Origin of the sequence: Bacillus cereus (genome assembly GCF_007678085.1) — a bacterium.
GTDB lineage: Bacteria > Bacillota > Bacilli > Bacillales > Bacillaceae_G > Bacillus_A > Bacillus_A cereus_BE.
The window spans coordinates 263,917-280,223 of sequence record NZ_VEDW01000003.1; the positions used below are offsets into that span (position 1 = coordinate 263,917).

Consider the following 16,307-nt stretch of genomic DNA (forward strand, 5'->3'; position numbering starts at 1 on the left):
GTAAAAATTTCATTATTATTCTTACCTCATCAAACTCACAATAGCACATACGTTCGATAAATTCAATGAGGTTGGATAGATTTAATTAAATGTATCTCGTTCAACTAAGGGCGCAATTCCTTAGCCAGTTCTCTTATGAACTTCTCATGTTTTCACATGAGCGCAGACTATATGTTTATCTCTTTAGAGATAGAGGATTTTTCCACCACCATAGGCTTGTGATGTACTCTCGTCAGTTATACGAGATAGTCGTTGAACGTTCATCTTATCACTTTTGACTTAGATGATTCGAGGCGGAAGACCCATTGTTCTAGTGTTTAGGATTTAACCTTGCACGATCTGATTGATTTTTTCTGCTTTCGCAACATTCACGCTCGCCATTTCTAGCCACGTTGTAGTTCAATCAGCTTTAGGGATTGCCCGCAGTTAACCCTCACTACTAGCCAATCACTTGACTAGCAGGGCTTACTGATATATTTAATTAACTTTCGTTATAATTGGTTAAATAAATCGTAACAGTTAGTTACCCTTTCGTTTTCTCAGCAGACTGCACGACATCAACCGCCGCTTTCACATCCGCTAAGTCATATGTAGAATGTACTTTCATAAAACGTAATTGCTTATTTTCAACTAAGCGAATTAAGTGACGAAACGTTTCTTGCCATTTATGTGGTGACACTTCTTTATTCCAATGGCGTAAATGAAATATGTTCGCGTGTACTTTTGCTTTCGTGACAATCTCTGCCCAGTTCACTTGTATTCCTGATAGAAGACCGATCGTTAAAAAGTGCCCGTTTGGACGTAGGGAGAAAGCTAATGCATTTCCATCCGGTCCTCCGATAGAATCAATCGCAGCATCTGCACCGAGCCCGTTCGTTAATTCCATAACTGTTTCATAAAGCGAGGCAGTGGAAGTATCAATTACATATGTAGCACCAAGGCGCAGTAACTCTTCTGTATGCTTATTATTTCTTGTAACGGCAATTAATCGGAAGTTTAAAATTTGTGATAACTGCGCAAAAAGATGACCAATAGCGGACCCACAAGCATTTACTAATAAAACTTCATTACGTTGTAAGTTTAACGTTTCTGTACAAGTAACCCATGCCGTAAGAGGATTAATATACATTTGTGCCGCTGTAAAATCATCAATGGAATCCGGAATAGGGACTACAAAATCAGCTGATGTCTTCACATATTCTTGCCAAGTACCTTCTCCGCGTAACGGTAAAACACGTTTACCGATAAGGTCTCTCGTAACGCCCGCACCTACATCTTCTACAATACCAACACCTTCATAACCAGGTATGTTAGGTAATGGGATTCTATGAGCGTACGCTCCGGTGATTGGAATTAAGTCAGATGGATTTATCGGTCTAACTAACATACGAACGAGAACTTCATTCTCTTTTAGAGGTTCTATATTTTTATATTCAACTTGTAATACATCTTTTGGGTTACCAAACTCATGAAATTGAATGTGTTTTCCGTGCAAGATAAAAGTGCCCCCTTAGTTTGATTGGGTTTATTATAGCATTTTTGGTTGGAGTGATTATTTCGTTATCAAAAAATAAAAGGGAACAGAAATTCGTCGTTTATCTATTTGATAAAATCGATTTCTCCTGAATACGTAGTAATAATAAGAAAAAGACGCTCTTGTGAGCGTCTTTTTCTAACTTGAGATAGATGCATTATTATTGTTCTACTAGGTTACATAGTTTTCGTATAAAGTTTTCTCACACAAATGATCTGTGTATCAATTTGCTTTTGATATACAGATCATTTGTATGATAATTATTATAGATAATTGCTGAATGATAACCTTACATGAATGCTTTTAAAAGTTCTTGAACTAATGGAATTACTCCACCTACAAATTTTAAAACTGCCATTGCGATTTCCATATGAGTGCCTCCTTTTTTAATGGTAAGATGCAATAAATCTTTATACGCTTATTATAGTAAGCGCTTACAATTATATCAATGCATTTCGATATGCAATATTTCATATTTATATTCTGTAATAGGGATGGGAAAAAGTCCCACTAATTAAAGTTTCACTTTATCAAAATGTAAGCTACATCTTGTATAATATAATGGTGGAGGTCGAATATGAAAAAAATGAATTCAAATATAGACGTGGATACAAATGTATTGGAAGCGGTATTTATTCCAAGAAGGTTTATTGTTTTATGGATTACACTCGTATATATAGCTTCAATGCTTTTAGAATTTCGTAATAATATTCTCTCAATGGATAGTTTCTTCTTCACAATAATTATTGTTATTCATACTATCTTTCATTGGTATGCAAGTTCATTAAAGAATAGACAATTGTTGTATTTCTTTTTTGTCCAACTCTTCATTGTGTTTCTTGCTGCATTTATTGTACCAAATGGTTCAATAGCTATTTTTGTTGGATTAACGCCTATTTTAATTGCCCAAAGTCTATATGTTTATAACAATATATTTAAAGTAATGGCGGTTTTTACTCTCATGTATGCCATATTTTGTACTGCGATTAGTATGAATTATGGTGTGAATAAAGTAGCTATTCTTATCTCTATGTTCCTTTTAGTACTAGCAATTATTATTCCTTTTTCTTATATTAATAAGCAGCAATATGATGCACGTAATCGTATACAGAGCTACATTCAAGAGTTAGAGTCTGCGTATATGAGAGTAGAAGAATTGACATTAGCTAATGAAAGGCAGCGAATGGCAAGGGATTTACATGATACGTTAGCGCAAGGTGTAGCGAGCTTAATTATGCAATTGGAAGCAATAGACGCCCATATGCAAAAAGGGAATACAGGGAGATCTCAAGAGATTATGAAACAAACTATGATAAGAGCGAGACAAACTTTACATGATGCAAGGCTGGTTATTGATGATTTGCGTCATACTACTAATTCATTTAATAAAGCTGTAGAGGAAGAAGTTCAACGTTTTTCTGAGGCTACGTCTATACATGTGAGATTTACTATTCAAAGCCCCCCGCATATTTCAAGATTAGTAAAGGAACATTGTTTATATGTAATTAGTGAATGTTTAACGAATATCGCAAAACATTCACAGGCAACAGATGTAAATTTGAAAGTTGAATATAGCGATAACCTTGAAAAACTTACTATTGAAGTTGAAGATAACGGAATTGGTTTTGACACTGGATATATCGGTAAGAATCCTGGACATTACGGCTTAATTGGCTTAAATGAGCGAGTTCGATTGATTAATGGGGAAATACATATATTGAGTGAAAAGATGAAGGGTACGAAAGTGTGTATTCAAGTACCTATCAATAATGAAGGAGATAGCGATGAAGTATAACGTATTAATTGTGGATGATCATTTCGTTGTAAGAGAAGGTCTGAAATTAATAATAGAAACGAGTGATTCATTTCAAATTATTGGTGAGGCTGCAAACGGAGAAGAAGCCCTTTCTTTCATAGAAAAAAAGAAACCTGATGTTATTTTAATGGATTTAAATATGCCTAAAATGAGTGGTTTAGAAACAATTGAAGCTTTAAATAAAAAACAAAATCATACGCCGATTATTATATTAACTACTTATAACGAAGATGAATTAATGTTAAAGGGAATTGAGCTAGGAGCAAAAGGATATTTGCTAAAAGATACGGATCGTGAGAATTTGTTTCGAACATTGGAAGCGGCTATTCGAGGTGAGATTTTACTACAACCCAATATTATGGAAAAAATAGTGAATTATAAAAGGAAAGAAGTATATGCTGATAAGGTTGAAGAAAATAACTTAACAGAAAAAGAATTGTTTGTGTTGAAAGCTATTGCGCGTGGAAATAAGAATAAAGAAATTGCATTCGATATGGGAATAGCTGAGCGAACAGTAAAAGCGTATTTAACAAATATATACAATAAATTAGGTGTTAATTCAAGGTCAGAAGCAGTAGCTGTATCTATTGAAAGGAAGTTAATTCATTTTTAAAACATTATATATGCCCAATCGTACATTATAGGCTTGCCCTTTTGTACGATTTTTTTATTATTTTCTCATGTTATGCTTTAGAAAGTATGAGAGATTTAAGAACGCTCTAATTGCATTACACAGACGTTTTTAATGTGGGAAAGGAAGAAGAATAATTAAATGGCAACTTTGTTTTTAATTTCTGTAGTAATTTTGTTTATTTGGCTGCAAAGCAAACAAACAAAATTAAACTGGATACATATTATTACTTTTCTCCTGATGATAGGGATTATTACTTATACGGCGCCGCAACCAATGACTAGAGATTTACAAGCAGAGTTATTGGCAGTTACGCTTTTTTCTTTCGCTATTGGTGTTTGGCAAGGTGGAGGAAATACAGTTTGTTATGAGGATGGAGTTTTATATATTACAAATGGAAAACAGTATTCCATTTCATGGATTCTTTTAATAATCGGCAACATAATTATTATTAACACATTTGAAGGTGGATTTACATTTAATGGATTGTGGATTATTTTGTGTAGTGTTGTCATTGCGTCTGGGGTGAAAAACAGTATTCTATGTATTCTATACAAATTAACAGTGCGAAATTGAATGGAAAAAGGATATTTTTTTATATTGATATAGAAATTAATACTGTAAGTTCATCAAAAGATTGTAGCCGATAAAAACGAGAAAGAAGAATGGGGGAGTTAGCTTAGATGTTTCTACCTATTACTACATTTGATAGGTTTATTTGGCTGGGGAATGTTGCTTCCTCTTCGGAAAAGATTAACAGGAATCTGGCGTTTTCGAGGGCTGAAGAAAGTAATGTTAATTTGTGTAAAAAGAAATGTATAGGTTCAATTAATAATATGCATCAAAAAATAACGATAGCTTCTGTGGAATATGGTCATAATTTTGTGTTGGGTCGTGCAGAACCACATTCAACAATTGTCATAACAAGTGGTGATATGTATGTTGGAAGCGGACGGGTTAATAAGTATGGGAAATTTAAAGTATGTACGAATGATTATCTAGAAAGAGATTTGGTAATAGAGATTCAGTTGATAATGGGTGGTTTTTATCAAGAGAGTATAACGGTAAAGATAGAACGTTAAGATAGGATTATTTCTTTTTTTTCACTATATAAAAAGGAAGCAACCGTAGTTGCTTCCTACATCAATTAAGCCGAAGCTTTCTTCATTCTCTCAAGTAAACTAGATAACACATGCGTACGATATGATTCTAGTTTTTTACCTTCGTAAGTACGAATACCTAATTTTTTAAGTTCTTTTACATACCAACCTTTGCTTCCGAAATACATGTGATCGCTCCCCTTCAACTTTGTTTTATTTGTTCTGATTGCATATGGAGGTACAGGTAATATAATGAAGGAAATGAATTTCGCGCGAAAATGGTTAACTTTGTTGCAAAAGACATATATACTAAAGGTAGTATATAACGAGGTGGGCAAGACGTGATTATAGAGAAGCACGAAATTCAAATTGACCAAATTACGAGCGGTAAAGTGAATATCTTTACTTTCTATCGAAATAGAAAGCAAATTGATGATCATTTTTTACGATTGCAAGAACCATCGCTTACAGCAAACTACTTCTTCCATTTTCATTTTGATGCAGAGAGCTTGCATCTACTGCAGGAAGAGTTTCCAAGCGTATATCCGTACAACGGTAGTGAAACGATTCATGACTGGACGGAAAAGATGAAAGCAGAATTGCAACATCAGATCCAAACAGGAAAATGGAATAAGCGCGTACGTATCGGTAATCGTATTCTAGATGTGACGTTTACGTGGTGTGACGAAGATATAGTAGAGTGAAAAAGAAGCGGATGACGCTTCTTTTTTTTAGCGCTGGAATAAAACGAGCTTACCTGCAGAAGATGTGCAGCGATGCGTTTTTTCATACAATCCTTTTTCTTGTAAAATAGATTCACCTTTTGCTTTCGCTTCTTTTTCAGTTGCCGCCTCGAATGATTCGTCTAATGCTTTAGAACCATCTTTTTCAAAGACTGTTAGAACGTATACTCCCATGAAAATTCCCTCCAATAATAAAAATCAGAATCTTATAACTATTTTGGCATAAATCACTAGAATATGCAAAGAAATATATGACATTGCGTGGTAAAATAAAGGGGAAGTTTTATGGACACTAGATTTACTATTCGTAGTAAAGTACGGAAAAGGAAAGGATCGTTATTTGTGAAACAAGTGAAGTTTATACATGCGGCTGATTTGCATTTGGATAGTCCATTTAAAGGGATAGGGATGAATGTACCGCAGTCTGTTTGGGAGAGAATGAAGCAGAGTACGTTTGAATCGTTAGAACGTATTGTTGATAAAGCGATTCAAGAGCGCGTTGATTTCGTATTACTAGCCGGGGATTTGTATGATGCGGAGACGAGAAGTTTGAGGGCGCAAGTGTTTGTGCGCGAGCAAATGAAGAGACTGTCGCAGTACGATATCCCTGTTTTTATTATTCACGGTAACCACGATCATTTAGGGGGAAGCTGGGCAGCAATTGAGTTTCCGGAAAATGTTCATGTGTTTACGGAGCCTTATGTAGAAGAGAAATCATTTTATAAAAATGGTGAGCGATTAGCTTCTATTTACGGGTTTAGTTATTTGCAGCAAGCGGTAACGGATAATATGACAGCGCAGTATACGAAAATGAGTGATGCGCCTTTTCATATTGGCATGCTTCACGGAAGTGTGGAAGGAGATGCAGAGCATAATCGCTATGCACCGTTTCAAATTCGTGAGCTAAAAGAAAAGCAGTTTGATTATTGGGCTCTTGGTCATATACATAAACGTGAAATTTTATCAGAAGAGCCGTGCATTATTTATCCAGGGAACATACAAGGACGTCATCGTAAGGAAACAGGGGAAAAGGGTGCGTACCTGATTGAACTTACGAAACAAGGAACGCAATGTTCATTTTTCCATACGGCGGATGTTGTATGGGATGAGATAGAAGTGAATATTGATGGACTTGAAACTGTTGATGAACTTATGACTGTGATATCAAGTGCGATGAATGAGTGCCGAAGAGAAGAAGAAGGGACGCTTTTAACTGTCGTATTTACAGGACAGGGACCGCTTTCTCCTTATTTACGTGATGAAAAGCGTGTAGAAGAAATTTTTCATATTTTAGCAGCTGGAGAAGAGCGAAAAGATTTCGTATATGCGATGAAGTGGAAAAATGAGACGGTTTCGTTTGCAGAAATCGAGCGTTTGAGAGAAGAAAATCATTTCGTTGGTAGTGTGCTAAAAGAGTTAGAAGCTTTCACCAATATGGACGGCGTGTTGCGCAGTATTTGGACATCTCCTGTAGCGCGTAATAGTATTGAATCTTTTACAGAAGAAGAGAAGAGAGAGATTCAAAAGGAAGCAGAAAATATTATTTTAGAGCAATTATTCCAGCAAGAGAGGGATAAGAAATGAGAATTGAAAAACTCCATATTTATGGATACGGAAAATTAGAAAATGTGGAAATGGATCTGTCAATACTGACTGTTTTATACGGCGAAAATGAAGCGGGGAAATCGACAATTCGCTCATTTATGAAAAGTATTTTATTCGGTTTTCCAACGAGAGGACAGCGCCGTTATGAGCCGAAAGAAGGCGGCAAGTACGGCGGTGCGATGACTGTGGAAACAGAGAAGTATGGCCGTTTGAAAATTGAACGATTGCCAAAGACGGCAGCTGGCGAGGTGACCGTTTATTTTGAAGACGGGAAAACGGGCGGCGAGGAAATTTTACACGATATATTAAGCGGGATGAATGAAAGTTTATTTGAATCTGTCTTTTCATTTGATATGCACGGCCTTCAAAATATTCATCAGCTTGGCGAATCGGATATCGGAAATTATTTATTTTCAGCAAGCGCAGTCGGAAGTGATGCGTTATTACAGCTAGATAAAAAGCTAGAAAAAGAAATGGATCAGCGTTTTAAACCGAGTGGGCGTAAACCAGAAATTAACGTGTCACTGCAAGAAATGAAGAAGCTTGAAGAGAAGATGAAAGAGTGGCAAGGGAAAATTGGCACGTATGAAAAGCAAGTGGAGCAGTTAAAAGAAAGTGAAGAGAAACTTGCTTCTGTTCGTGCGGAAAAAGAGAGTGCAGAAAAGCGAAAGCAAGATTATGAAATATTAGCAGCGCTAGAGCCTCTCGTTATTGAAAAGCGTGCGCATGAGAAAGTGTTAGAAAAAGAGAACGGGCAGTTTCCTGTAAACGGAATGGCGCGTTATGAAGCGATTAAGGCGAAGATGGAGCCGCTCCAATTACAAGTGGATTCGCTCTATAAAAAAATAGAGAATGTGCAATCGGAAATGGAATCGATTCAAGTAGATGAGGAGTTTTTACAAAAAGAAAGTTATGTAGAAGAACTTCGGATGCAGCATATGTCTTATGAAAATGCACGACAAGAAATGCGCGATATAACAGGAACGATTACGAATATAAAAGAAGAGCTGGCAGAACTAGAGCAACAAATCGGTGCTACTTTTGAAAAAGAAACAGTTCTTTCGTTTGATATGAGTTTGGCAACGAAAGAGTTAATTACGCAAACAGTGCAAAAAGCACGTGAATTAGAAACGCAAAAAGCACAGCTCGATGATCGTTTTAAAGTAGCGCAGGAGCAATTAGAAGAACAAGAAGAAAATATAAGACAGATTAAGCAACAAATGTTAGCGGATGAAGAGCGAAATGCGTTAGCTGAGAAAGAGAAGTCGTTCCAAGATGCGGCGTTTATCGGCATGGGTGCAGAGAGAATGAAGCGTAAGTATGAGGAAAAAGCAGGAGCAGCAGTGCAAAAGAAAAAGCAGTGGCAAAGAGTTTGTCTTCTGTTACTTCTTATTAACACAGGCATTTTATTCACGAGCTTATTTATGGACAACCGCCCGCTCTTATTTATTAGCGTCATTGTTTTTGTAGGAATTGTTCTTGCCCTTGTTTTATATAAAGATCCGTCAAGTGGATTACAAGAAGAACTTCTAACTCTTCAGCAAAGTGCTGGCGGGAGACAAAGTGAAGAAGCGATGTCTGTGCGCTATGAGTTAGAAAAAGATGAAGAGATTCGGAAGCTATTTGAGCGCGAGTCGTATAAGTTGCAGCAAATGGAGCGATCGTATGATAAAGTCGTTTCATCGTATGAGGAATGGGAGCGAGAAACGTTCCGCACGAGCGAGCAAGTAAATGTGTATAAAATGCGCTATATGTTCCCTGATTTTTATACGTATGCGCACATATTGCCAGCGTTTGAGCGTATGGAAAAAATGCAACAATTATATCGTGAGTTAGAGAAACAATTCGCTCGCAAATCTTCATTATATGAAATGATTTCGCATTTTGAACATAAACTAGAAACTGTTATCGGCAGTGCGGAGTATAGTAAGCTGCACGAGGCGCAAAGCCGTATGCAAAATGAGAAAGAAAAACGCCAAACTTGTAAGCAGCTAAAAGAGAAGCTTGCGGAATGGCAAGAAGAATATGCGTTCATGCAAGAGCAATTGAAACAACTGTTAGTAGAACGAGATAGTTTATGGCATATCGCACATTCTACAGATGAAGAGATGTTTTTAGAAGCAGGTAAATTAGCGGAAAAACGTGAAGATGCAGAGAAGCAAGTGGGGCGTTTATTACCGCAAATTGATCTGTTAGAACAGCGTTTAACGAGTTTATCATTAGCTGAACATTATGAAGCTGACGGTTATGATGAAAAATTAAAGCAAGAAATGAAAACTGCGCAAAACTGTCTTACAAAGGAAAAAGAACTGACAGAGCGCATTGCGAAACATCGTATGGAAATTGCGAATTTAGAAGAAGGAAGTACGTACGGTGATTTACTACACGAATGGGAAATGAAAAAAGCGCAAGTGCGTGAACAAGTGAAGAAGTGGGCTGCGTATGCGGCCGCAAAGACAGTGTTAACGAAAACGAAGCAATATTATCACGAAGTACATCTTCCTCGTATTTTACAAAAATCAGAAGAGTACTTTGTGTATTTAACAGGCGGACGATATAGTAAAATCTTTTCCCCGTCAGAGGCAGAGCCGTTCATTGTTGAGCGTAACGACGGTATGCGTTTTTACAGTCATGAACTAAGTCAAGCGACAGCGGAGCAGTTATATTTATCGTTGCGATTTGCGTTAGCGAAAACATTTGAGCATGATTATCCGTTTATTATTGATGATAGTTTCGTGCATTTTGATGCGATAAGAACGAATCGCACAATTGAACTAATAAAGGAAATTGCGCAAGATAGGCAAGTCATCTTCTTTACATGTCATGCGCATTTACTAACGTATTTTACAGAAAAACAGATTATAAAATTAGTGCGTAAGCGTAAAGAAAATGAGTTGTAGTGTGCTATACTAAAAGTAACTGATATGGTGGAGGAATTCGAATGAAAAAGAAAATTGCAGAATATGAAGTTGGTGAACAAGTCGATGTTTTCTTGTTAATTAAAACAGCGACAAAAGGTCTAGCAAGCAATGGAAAGCCGTTTTTAACAGTAATCTTACAAGATCCTAGTGGAGACATTGAAGCGAAGCTATGGGACGTATCACCAGAAGTTGAGAAACAATATGTAGCGGAAACGATCGTTAAAGTAGCTGGTGACATTCTAAACTACAAAGGACGTATTCAATTACGTGTGAAACAAATTCGAGTTGCGAATGAAAATGAAGTAACGGACATCTCAGATTTCGTAGAAAAAGCGCCAGTGAAAAAAGAAGATATGGTCGAGAAAATTACGCAATACATATTTGAAATGAGAAACCCAAACATTCAACGTCTAACGAGACATTTATTAAATAAGCATCAAAATGAATTTTTAGAATATCCAGCAGCGACAAAGAATCATCACGAGTTCGTATCTGGACTAGCTTATCACGTCGTATCGATGCTTGATTTAGCGAAAGCTATTTCAAATCTATACCCATCATTAGATAAAGACTTATTATATGCAGGCGTTATTTTACACGACCTTGGTAAAGTAATCGAACTATCTGGCCCAATTTCTACAACGTATACGTTAGAAGGAAATTTACTAGGTCACATTTCGATTATGGTGAACGAAATTGGCAAAGCAGCAGATGAGCTGCAAATCGATGCAGAAGAAGTATTAATTCTTCAACACATCGTTCTTTCTCACCACGGAAAAGCAGAATGGGGTAGCCCAAAACCACCATTAGTAAAAGAAGCAGAAATTCTGCATTACATCGATAACTTAGATGCAAAAATGAACATGATGGACCGCGCATTAGGACGCACAAAACCAGGCGAATACACAGAGCGTGTCTTTGCTCTTGATAATCGTTCGTTCTATAAACCGACGTTCCATAATTAAATAAAGAATTTAAGGCAAGTGACTTAGTTTATAGACTAAGTCACTTGCCTTTTTTTAGTTAAAGAGTTAATTTAATAATTTTTAGGAAAGTATAAGAAACACCAATCATATAATGTGAATTTTGTTTGGATTAATAATAAAGATATATAGAAGTAACAATTATGATATCGGAATTGTTACTTCTATATATTTAGAAGACGTTTATGCTACTTTTTGAATGTTTCAGGATAGAAACGATAGGAACTAGAATTTGCATGATAAACTTCTGTATATAAGGTTGATGTAAGTTAATTAATGATTGGGAAAAGGTGGGAAAATGAACAGGGATAAGAGTAGTAATTATAAATATACATGGAGAGATTTTTTTAAGTTAATTAATTTAGCAAAGCCAAAATATGGTTTGTTTATTCTTTCTTGTATTATCAGTGCTATGAGTGCAATAGTTTCAACATTTATACCGAATTTCCTGAAAAATTTTATTGATGGATTTGCTGTTTCAGGAAATGTAGATATGAGAATATTATTTGGATTGGTTACACTGTTTATTCTTCAAATGGTAACAGGTTTAATAGCTAGTTACTTACTGAGTGTAATTGGACTGAAAATTGTCGCGAATGTAAGAGGACTAGCGTGGACTAAAATTGTTAAGTTACCAGCAGGTTTTTTTGATAAAAATGAATCAGGTGACATAGCTAGTAGATTAGTTAATGATACTACAGTACTTTATAATTTAGTCAGCATTTCATTTTCACAATTTATTAATGCGGTATTGATGATTTTATTTTGTGGATTTTGGTTATTTTATTACGATTGGGAGCTATCGTTAATAATTATTGGAGCTATCCCATTATTTCTTGCATTTTTTATTCCTTTGGGAAAGAAACTGTCTAGCCTTTCTAAAGAACAACAAAGATCAATGGGTAGGCTTAATATAAGTGCCATTGAAATGATTTCAGAAAATAAATTGATTAAATCATTCACAGCAGAAAACTATCAAATCAAAAAAGGTTTAGAAAACATAGATGATTTAAAATGTATTGGGATAAAGCAAGCGAAATGGATGGCTACTGTAAACCCAATAATTAATTTGCTAATGATGCTAATTATTATTTCTATTGTAGGTTATGGAGGAGTTAAACTTGCGAATGGTGAGTTATCACCAGGAACATTTATTGCCTTTTTGACGCTTATCTTCTATATTATGGGACCGATGGTTAACTTCGGAGGATTCTTTTCTCAACTCCAAAAAACGAAGGGGGCAACCGAAAGGATTTCTAATTTAATGTACGAGTATGAAGAAGATTTAGATAAAGGAAAGGTATTAAATGTAACTAATAAAGATATAGAAATTAGAAATTTAAGTTTCAAATATAATAACGAAGATAATGAATCGTTTACTTTACAAAATCTTAATTTAGTTATTAAAGGAGGACATACTTATGCATTTGTTGGTCCAAGTGGTAGTGGAAAAACAACACTTGTATCCTTGTTAGAGAGATTTTATAAACCTAGTGACGGAGAGATTTATATAGGAGGAGAAAATATAGAGGATTTTTCTATTAATTCTTGGCGCTCCCAAATAGGTTATGTATCACAAGAGCATAGTTTGATTAGTGGGACTATAAGAGAAAATATATTATTTGGATTGGATGAGTCACCAAGGAGTGAAGAAGAAATAATTAATGCTTGTAAAATGGCCTATGCTTGGGAATTTATTAAAGATTTACCTAATGGCTTAGATACTAATGTTGGTGAAAAAGGTTTAATGCTATCGGGGGGACAAAGGCAAAGAATTGCAATTGCAAGGATGTTCTTTAAAAATCCTAAGATAATCCTATTAGATGAAGCAACCGCAAATCTGGATAGTAAATCTGAACAACAGGTGCAATATGCTATGAAAAATATTGCTAAAGATAGAACAGCTATTGTAATAGCGCATAGATTATCTACAATAATTGATGCTGAGAATATAATTTTTATGGAGAATGGAAAAATAACAGGGCAAGGTAAACATGATGAGTTACAGAAACATCATCGATTATATAATCAGTTCTGTGAACTACAGTTACAAGCTCGATAGATAAGGAGAGAATAATTTTGAATAAAAATCATCTTTATTTTAAATACTTGAAGCCAAACTCTAAATATTTCGAAGAGGGAAGTTCTAATCATATAGATAGCACATATAAGGTACTAAATTTACCTGATTGCTGTTTAGTTTTTAATGAAGATAGCTCACCTTGGAAATTTTACTCTTTTAGAGATCAGAAGATTAAAGATCAAGGTTGGAAGATCCATATAAGTTCGACAATATATAATGCACAAGAGATTCTAGAAGAGGTAAGCGAAATATTGGTAGAACGTAAAATTGCTTTTAAACATATTATTAATGAATCGACTTTACATAGTGTGAATTCAAAAAATGGAAATAGGATAAGTTCAGGGAAATTTATAACTATATATCCTCCTAGTGATGAAGTGTTTTTGGAATTATTAAATGTTTTATATGAAAAGATTAAAAATAAAGAGAATGGCCCATATATTTTAAGTGATAAATGTTGGAAGAATAGTAATATTTATTATCGATATGGGGGGTTTAGAAGTATTTATAATGAAAAAGGTGAACCATGTATCAAGGATGAATCCGGTCACTTAATCCCGGATGATCGCAAACCTTATTATCAAGTACCGAAATTTGTAGAGAGTTTTGATCAGTTTTTAGATTCTAAAAATATTTTTGATAAAGAGAATGATAAAGAGGATAGACTTAAGAAATATGAATTTCTGGAGGCCTTTCGATATACAAATGGAGGAGGTATATATTTAGCTGAAAGAAAGGAGGATAAAGAAAAAGTTGTTATCAAAGAAGCTAGGCCAAAAGTTGGTTTAGATGCTCAAAATAAAGATGCTATAGAAAGAATTCAAGTAGAATATGATACTTTAACTCAACTTACTGATGTTAAAGGTGTAGTAAATGTCATCGATTATTTTAAGTCTTGGAAACATATATTTTTGGTGGAAGAATATGTAGAAGGATTGGATTTAAAAACATGGATTTCGGTTAAATACCCATTTCATCGGAAAACTGATAAGGAAATTTATATAGCTGATGTAAAACAAATTATTTTTAGTTTAGTAAATATTGTTGAAGGGATGCATGAAAAAGGCATAGGTATGGGTGATTTACAGCCATCAAACGTCATAATTGATGAAGAATTAAATGTAAAGCTTATAGACTTTGAATCTGCAAATGAAGCAGAAATCGAATCAAAAGCAGCTATGCAAACAATGGGATTTGCTAGTTTTAAAAATAAAAATCATAAAGAACGAGATTGGTATGCAGTTAAGAAGATTTTGAGATATTGTATATTACCAATGGGGCCTGTCAGTACCCTTACAGACAATTCATATCTATACCAAAATGAATGGATTGAAAGGGAGTTTGGTAGAGACTTTTATTCTTTCGTTAGGAATATAGAAAAAAAATGTGATGAGTATTTATCTGAAACGAGAGAAAAAGAACGTAATGATGTTAATAAACCATATGAAAACTTTTCTGAAAAAATCTCTTCCATAATAGATGGATTAAGAAAAGGGGTTATGGAGAATTTTGTTCCTGAACAGGGATTAATTCATGGTGATATCAGACAATACGAGGTTACGGATGGAAAATATAATGTGTTTACTGGTGGAACTGGTGCAGCTTTAGCTCTCTTTAAATCTGGCAATGTTGATGTGGAAGTATTTAAATGGATGGAAAATGTTTTAATGAATGAGTTGGATTCTATAACACAACAAGGTCTTTTTACGGGAGAAGCTGGAATCGCAGTCGCATTATATGAATTAGGATATAAGAGAGAAGGATTAGAATTATTTAATAGGGATATTAAGAAAAATAGTTACAATGATGTTTCATTAAGATCAGGATTAGCTGGAATTGGTCTTGCATATATCAGTTTATATTTAGAGGAGAAAGAGGATTCTTATTTAAAGAAAGCAGAATCAATTGCTAATAGTATTAAAAGCTATATAAATGAAAATAAAAGTTTAACTGTAAGTGATTGGGCTGCTGTTCCTATTGGTATCTTAGATGGATGGTCTGGTGTTTCTATATTTTATGCAGCGTTGTATTCGGTTACCAAAAAGAAAGAATTTTATATACTTGCTAAAGATGTAATTGAACGTGATTTAAGAAACACACAAAAAGATGAAAAAATCGGAATATTGCAAACTAAAGATGATAAAAACCGATTATTACCATACCTATCTGGAGGATCAATAGGAATTGGAGTAGCCATATGGTATTTAAATCATGTAAGTGGTCAAAAGTTGTATCAAGAAGAATTAAATTTAATCACTAATCTTAATGATATTAGATGTACATTTAGTGGCGGATTATTTGATGGGATCGGAGGGTTCTTGTTACTGCCACTTATCATGGAAGAGAAAATAGAGGGTATTGAAAAGGACTTAATGGAGTCAGTAGATAAGCTAAACTTATTCCTTATTAAAGAAGCTAATGCACTTTCATTCCCTGGTAATTTTTGTTATAGGTTGTCGGATGATATGTATTCTGGAAGTGCGGGCATAATATTGGCTTTAAATGGGATCCTAAAATCCAATCCACTACATTGGTTGCCAATTATTAATGTTAATAGTTTTGTAGAAAAAACAGGATATAAGAAGTGAAGTAATTTGATTGGACGCTATATAAAGGGTTAATGAACAGGAATTGAAAGGGGGTGAATAATAATGAAAGACGTATTAGCACTACAACAATTAAACGAAGGTACAGATGTACAACCAGAATGGACAACAGTTACGTGGACAGTAACAGGATTTATGTCAACAGTAAGTAACCACTGCTAAAAATAGAGTGGAATCCAAATAGATCAGAAGTACAAATAAGAGGAGGAATAATAATGAAAGACGTATTAGCACTACAACAATTAAACGAAGGTACAGATGTACAACCAGAATGGACAACAGTTA

Annotated in this window: 15 protein-coding genes and 1 pseudogene; 12 read left to right on the plus strand and 4 right to left on the minus strand. The window is 34.8% G+C overall.

Going from position 1 to position 16,307, the window contains the following annotated elements; all coding sequences use genetic code 11:
- Positions 1-523: 523 nt before the first annotated feature.
- A complete protein-coding gene (locus tag FS742_RS14975; protein ID WP_144613291.1) occupies positions 524-1,495 on the minus strand; it encodes a zinc-dependent alcohol dehydrogenase family protein in 972 nt (323 codons plus the stop codon).
- A gap of 328 nt (positions 1,496-1,823) precedes the next feature.
- Positions 1,824-2,008 (minus strand): annotated as a pseudogene (locus FS742_RS28205) (hypothetical protein).
- A gap of 103 nt (positions 2,009-2,111) precedes the next feature.
- On the opposite strand from FS742_RS28205, the gene FS742_RS14980 reads away from it, so the two are divergent.
- From FS742_RS14980 to FS742_RS14995, 4 genes are all read left to right on the plus strand, one after another.
- A complete protein-coding gene (locus FS742_RS14980; RefSeq protein ID WP_144613293.1) occupies positions 2,112-3,329 on the plus strand; it encodes a sensor histidine kinase in 1,218 nt (405 codons plus the stop codon).
- Positions 3,319-3,963, plus strand: a complete 645-nt coding sequence (locus FS742_RS14985) for a response regulator (protein ID WP_000876838.1) — start codon at positions 3,319-3,321, stop codon at positions 3,961-3,963. Before FS742_RS14980 ends, FS742_RS14985 begins: the two co-directional genes overlap by 11 nt.
- 159 nt (positions 3,964-4,122) lie before the next feature.
- Positions 4,123-4,557 (plus strand): hypothetical protein, encoded by a 435-nt coding sequence (locus FS742_RS14990; protein WP_144613295.1) that lies wholly within the window; start codon positions 4,123-4,125, stop codon positions 4,555-4,557.
- Positions 4,558-4,664: 107 nt separating this feature from the next.
- Positions 4,665-5,063 (plus strand): hypothetical protein, encoded by a 399-nt coding sequence (locus FS742_RS14995; RefSeq protein WP_144613297.1) that lies wholly within the window; start codon positions 4,665-4,667, stop codon positions 5,061-5,063.
- Between the two features lie 65 nt (positions 5,064-5,128).
- Here FS742_RS14995 and FS742_RS15000 read toward each other — a convergent pair whose 3' ends face one another.
- Entirely contained in the window at positions 5,129-5,269 is a 141-nt protein-coding gene (locus tag FS742_RS15000) for a YflJ family protein (RefSeq protein WP_000273536.1), read from the minus strand.
- Positions 5,270-5,422: 153 nt separating this feature from the next.
- Here FS742_RS15000 and FS742_RS15005 point away from each other — a divergent pair, with 153 nt between their 5' ends.
- Positions 5,423-5,785: a hypothetical protein gene (locus FS742_RS15005; protein WP_144613299.1), complete on the plus strand. Its 363-nt coding sequence runs from the start codon at positions 5,423-5,425 to the stop codon at positions 5,783-5,785.
- 27 nt (positions 5,786-5,812) lie between these two features.
- Here the strand turns inward: FS742_RS15005 and FS742_RS15010 are convergent, their stop codons facing one another.
- Positions 5,813-5,998: a YhzD family protein gene (locus FS742_RS15010; RefSeq protein ID WP_000539551.1), complete on the minus strand. Its 186-nt coding sequence runs from the start codon at positions 5,996-5,998 to the stop codon at positions 5,813-5,815.
- A 168-nt stretch (positions 5,999-6,166) separates the two neighbouring features.
- Here FS742_RS15010 and FS742_RS15015 point away from each other — a divergent pair, with 168 nt between their 5' ends.
- From FS742_RS15015 to FS742_RS28290, 7 genes are all read left to right on the plus strand, one after another.
- Positions 6,167-7,408: a metallophosphoesterase family protein gene (locus FS742_RS15015; protein ID WP_144613889.1), complete on the plus strand. Its 1,242-nt coding sequence runs from the start codon at positions 6,167-6,169 to the stop codon at positions 7,406-7,408.
- Entirely contained in the window at positions 7,405-10,329 is a 2,925-nt protein-coding gene (locus FS742_RS15020) for an ATP-binding protein (RefSeq protein ID WP_144613301.1), read from the plus strand. Before FS742_RS15015 ends, FS742_RS15020 begins: the two co-directional genes overlap by 4 nt.
- Positions 10,330-10,370: 41 nt before the next feature.
- Positions 10,371-11,315: a 3'-5' exoribonuclease YhaM gene (yhaM, locus tag FS742_RS15025; protein WP_000726652.1), complete on the plus strand. Its 945-nt coding sequence runs from the start codon at positions 10,371-10,373 to the stop codon at positions 11,313-11,315.
- 316 nt (positions 11,316-11,631) lie between these two features.
- Positions 11,632-13,395, plus strand: coding sequence for an ABC transporter ATP-binding protein (locus tag FS742_RS15030; protein WP_144613303.1), 1,764 nt, complete (start codon positions 11,632-11,634; stop codon positions 13,393-13,395).
- 17 nt (positions 13,396-13,412) lie between these two features.
- Positions 13,413-16,004 carry a class III lanthionine synthetase LanKC gene (gene lanKC / locus FS742_RS15035; protein ID WP_144613305.1) on the plus strand — a complete coding sequence of 864 codons (2,592 nt, stop codon included), beginning with the start codon at positions 13,413-13,415 and terminating at the stop codon, positions 16,002-16,004.
- 63 nt (positions 16,005-16,067) lie between these two features.
- Positions 16,068-16,184 (plus strand): class III lanthipeptide, encoded by a 117-nt coding sequence (locus FS742_RS27795; RefSeq protein WP_222124844.1) that lies wholly within the window; start codon positions 16,068-16,070, stop codon positions 16,182-16,184.
- Positions 16,185-16,237: 53 nt separating this feature from the next.
- Positions 16,238-16,307 (plus strand): class III lanthipeptide (locus tag FS742_RS28290; RefSeq protein WP_222124848.1); only part of this gene is annotated, 70 nt, incomplete at its 3' end.

Bases quoted from the DNA above. Each gene is read 5' to 3' on its own strand.
- FS742_RS14980 (WP_144613293.1), top strand. From the start codon at position 2,112: ATGAAAAAAATGAATTCAAATATAGACGTGGATACAAATGTATTGGAA.
- FS742_RS14985 (WP_000876838.1), top strand. From the start codon at position 3,319: ATGAAGTATAACGTATTAATTGTGGATGATCATTTCGTTGTAAGAGAA.
- FS742_RS14990 (WP_144613295.1), top strand. From the start codon at position 4,123: ATGGCAACTTTGTTTTTAATTTCTGTAGTAATTTTGTTTATTTGGCTG.
- FS742_RS14995 (WP_144613297.1), top strand. From the start codon at position 4,665: ATGTTTCTACCTATTACTACATTTGATAGGTTTATTTGGCTGGGGAAT.
- FS742_RS15000 (WP_000273536.1), bottom strand. From the start codon at position 5,269: ATGTATTTCGGAAGCAAAGGTTGGTATGTAAAAGAACTTAAAAAATTA.
- FS742_RS15010 (WP_000539551.1), bottom strand. From the start codon at position 5,998: ATGGGAGTATACGTTCTAACAGTCTTTGAAAAAGATGGTTCTAAAGCA.
- FS742_RS15020 (WP_144613301.1), top strand. From the start codon at position 7,405: ATGAGAATTGAAAAACTCCATATTTATGGATACGGAAAATTAGAAAAT.
- yhaM (WP_000726652.1), top strand. From the start codon at position 10,371: ATGAAAAAGAAAATTGCAGAATATGAAGTTGGTGAACAAGTCGATGTT.
- FS742_RS15030 (WP_144613303.1), top strand. From the start codon at position 11,632: ATGAACAGGGATAAGAGTAGTAATTATAAATATACATGGAGAGATTTT.
- FS742_RS27795 (WP_222124844.1), top strand. From the start codon at position 16,068: ATGAAAGACGTATTAGCACTACAACAATTAAACGAAGGTACAGATGTA.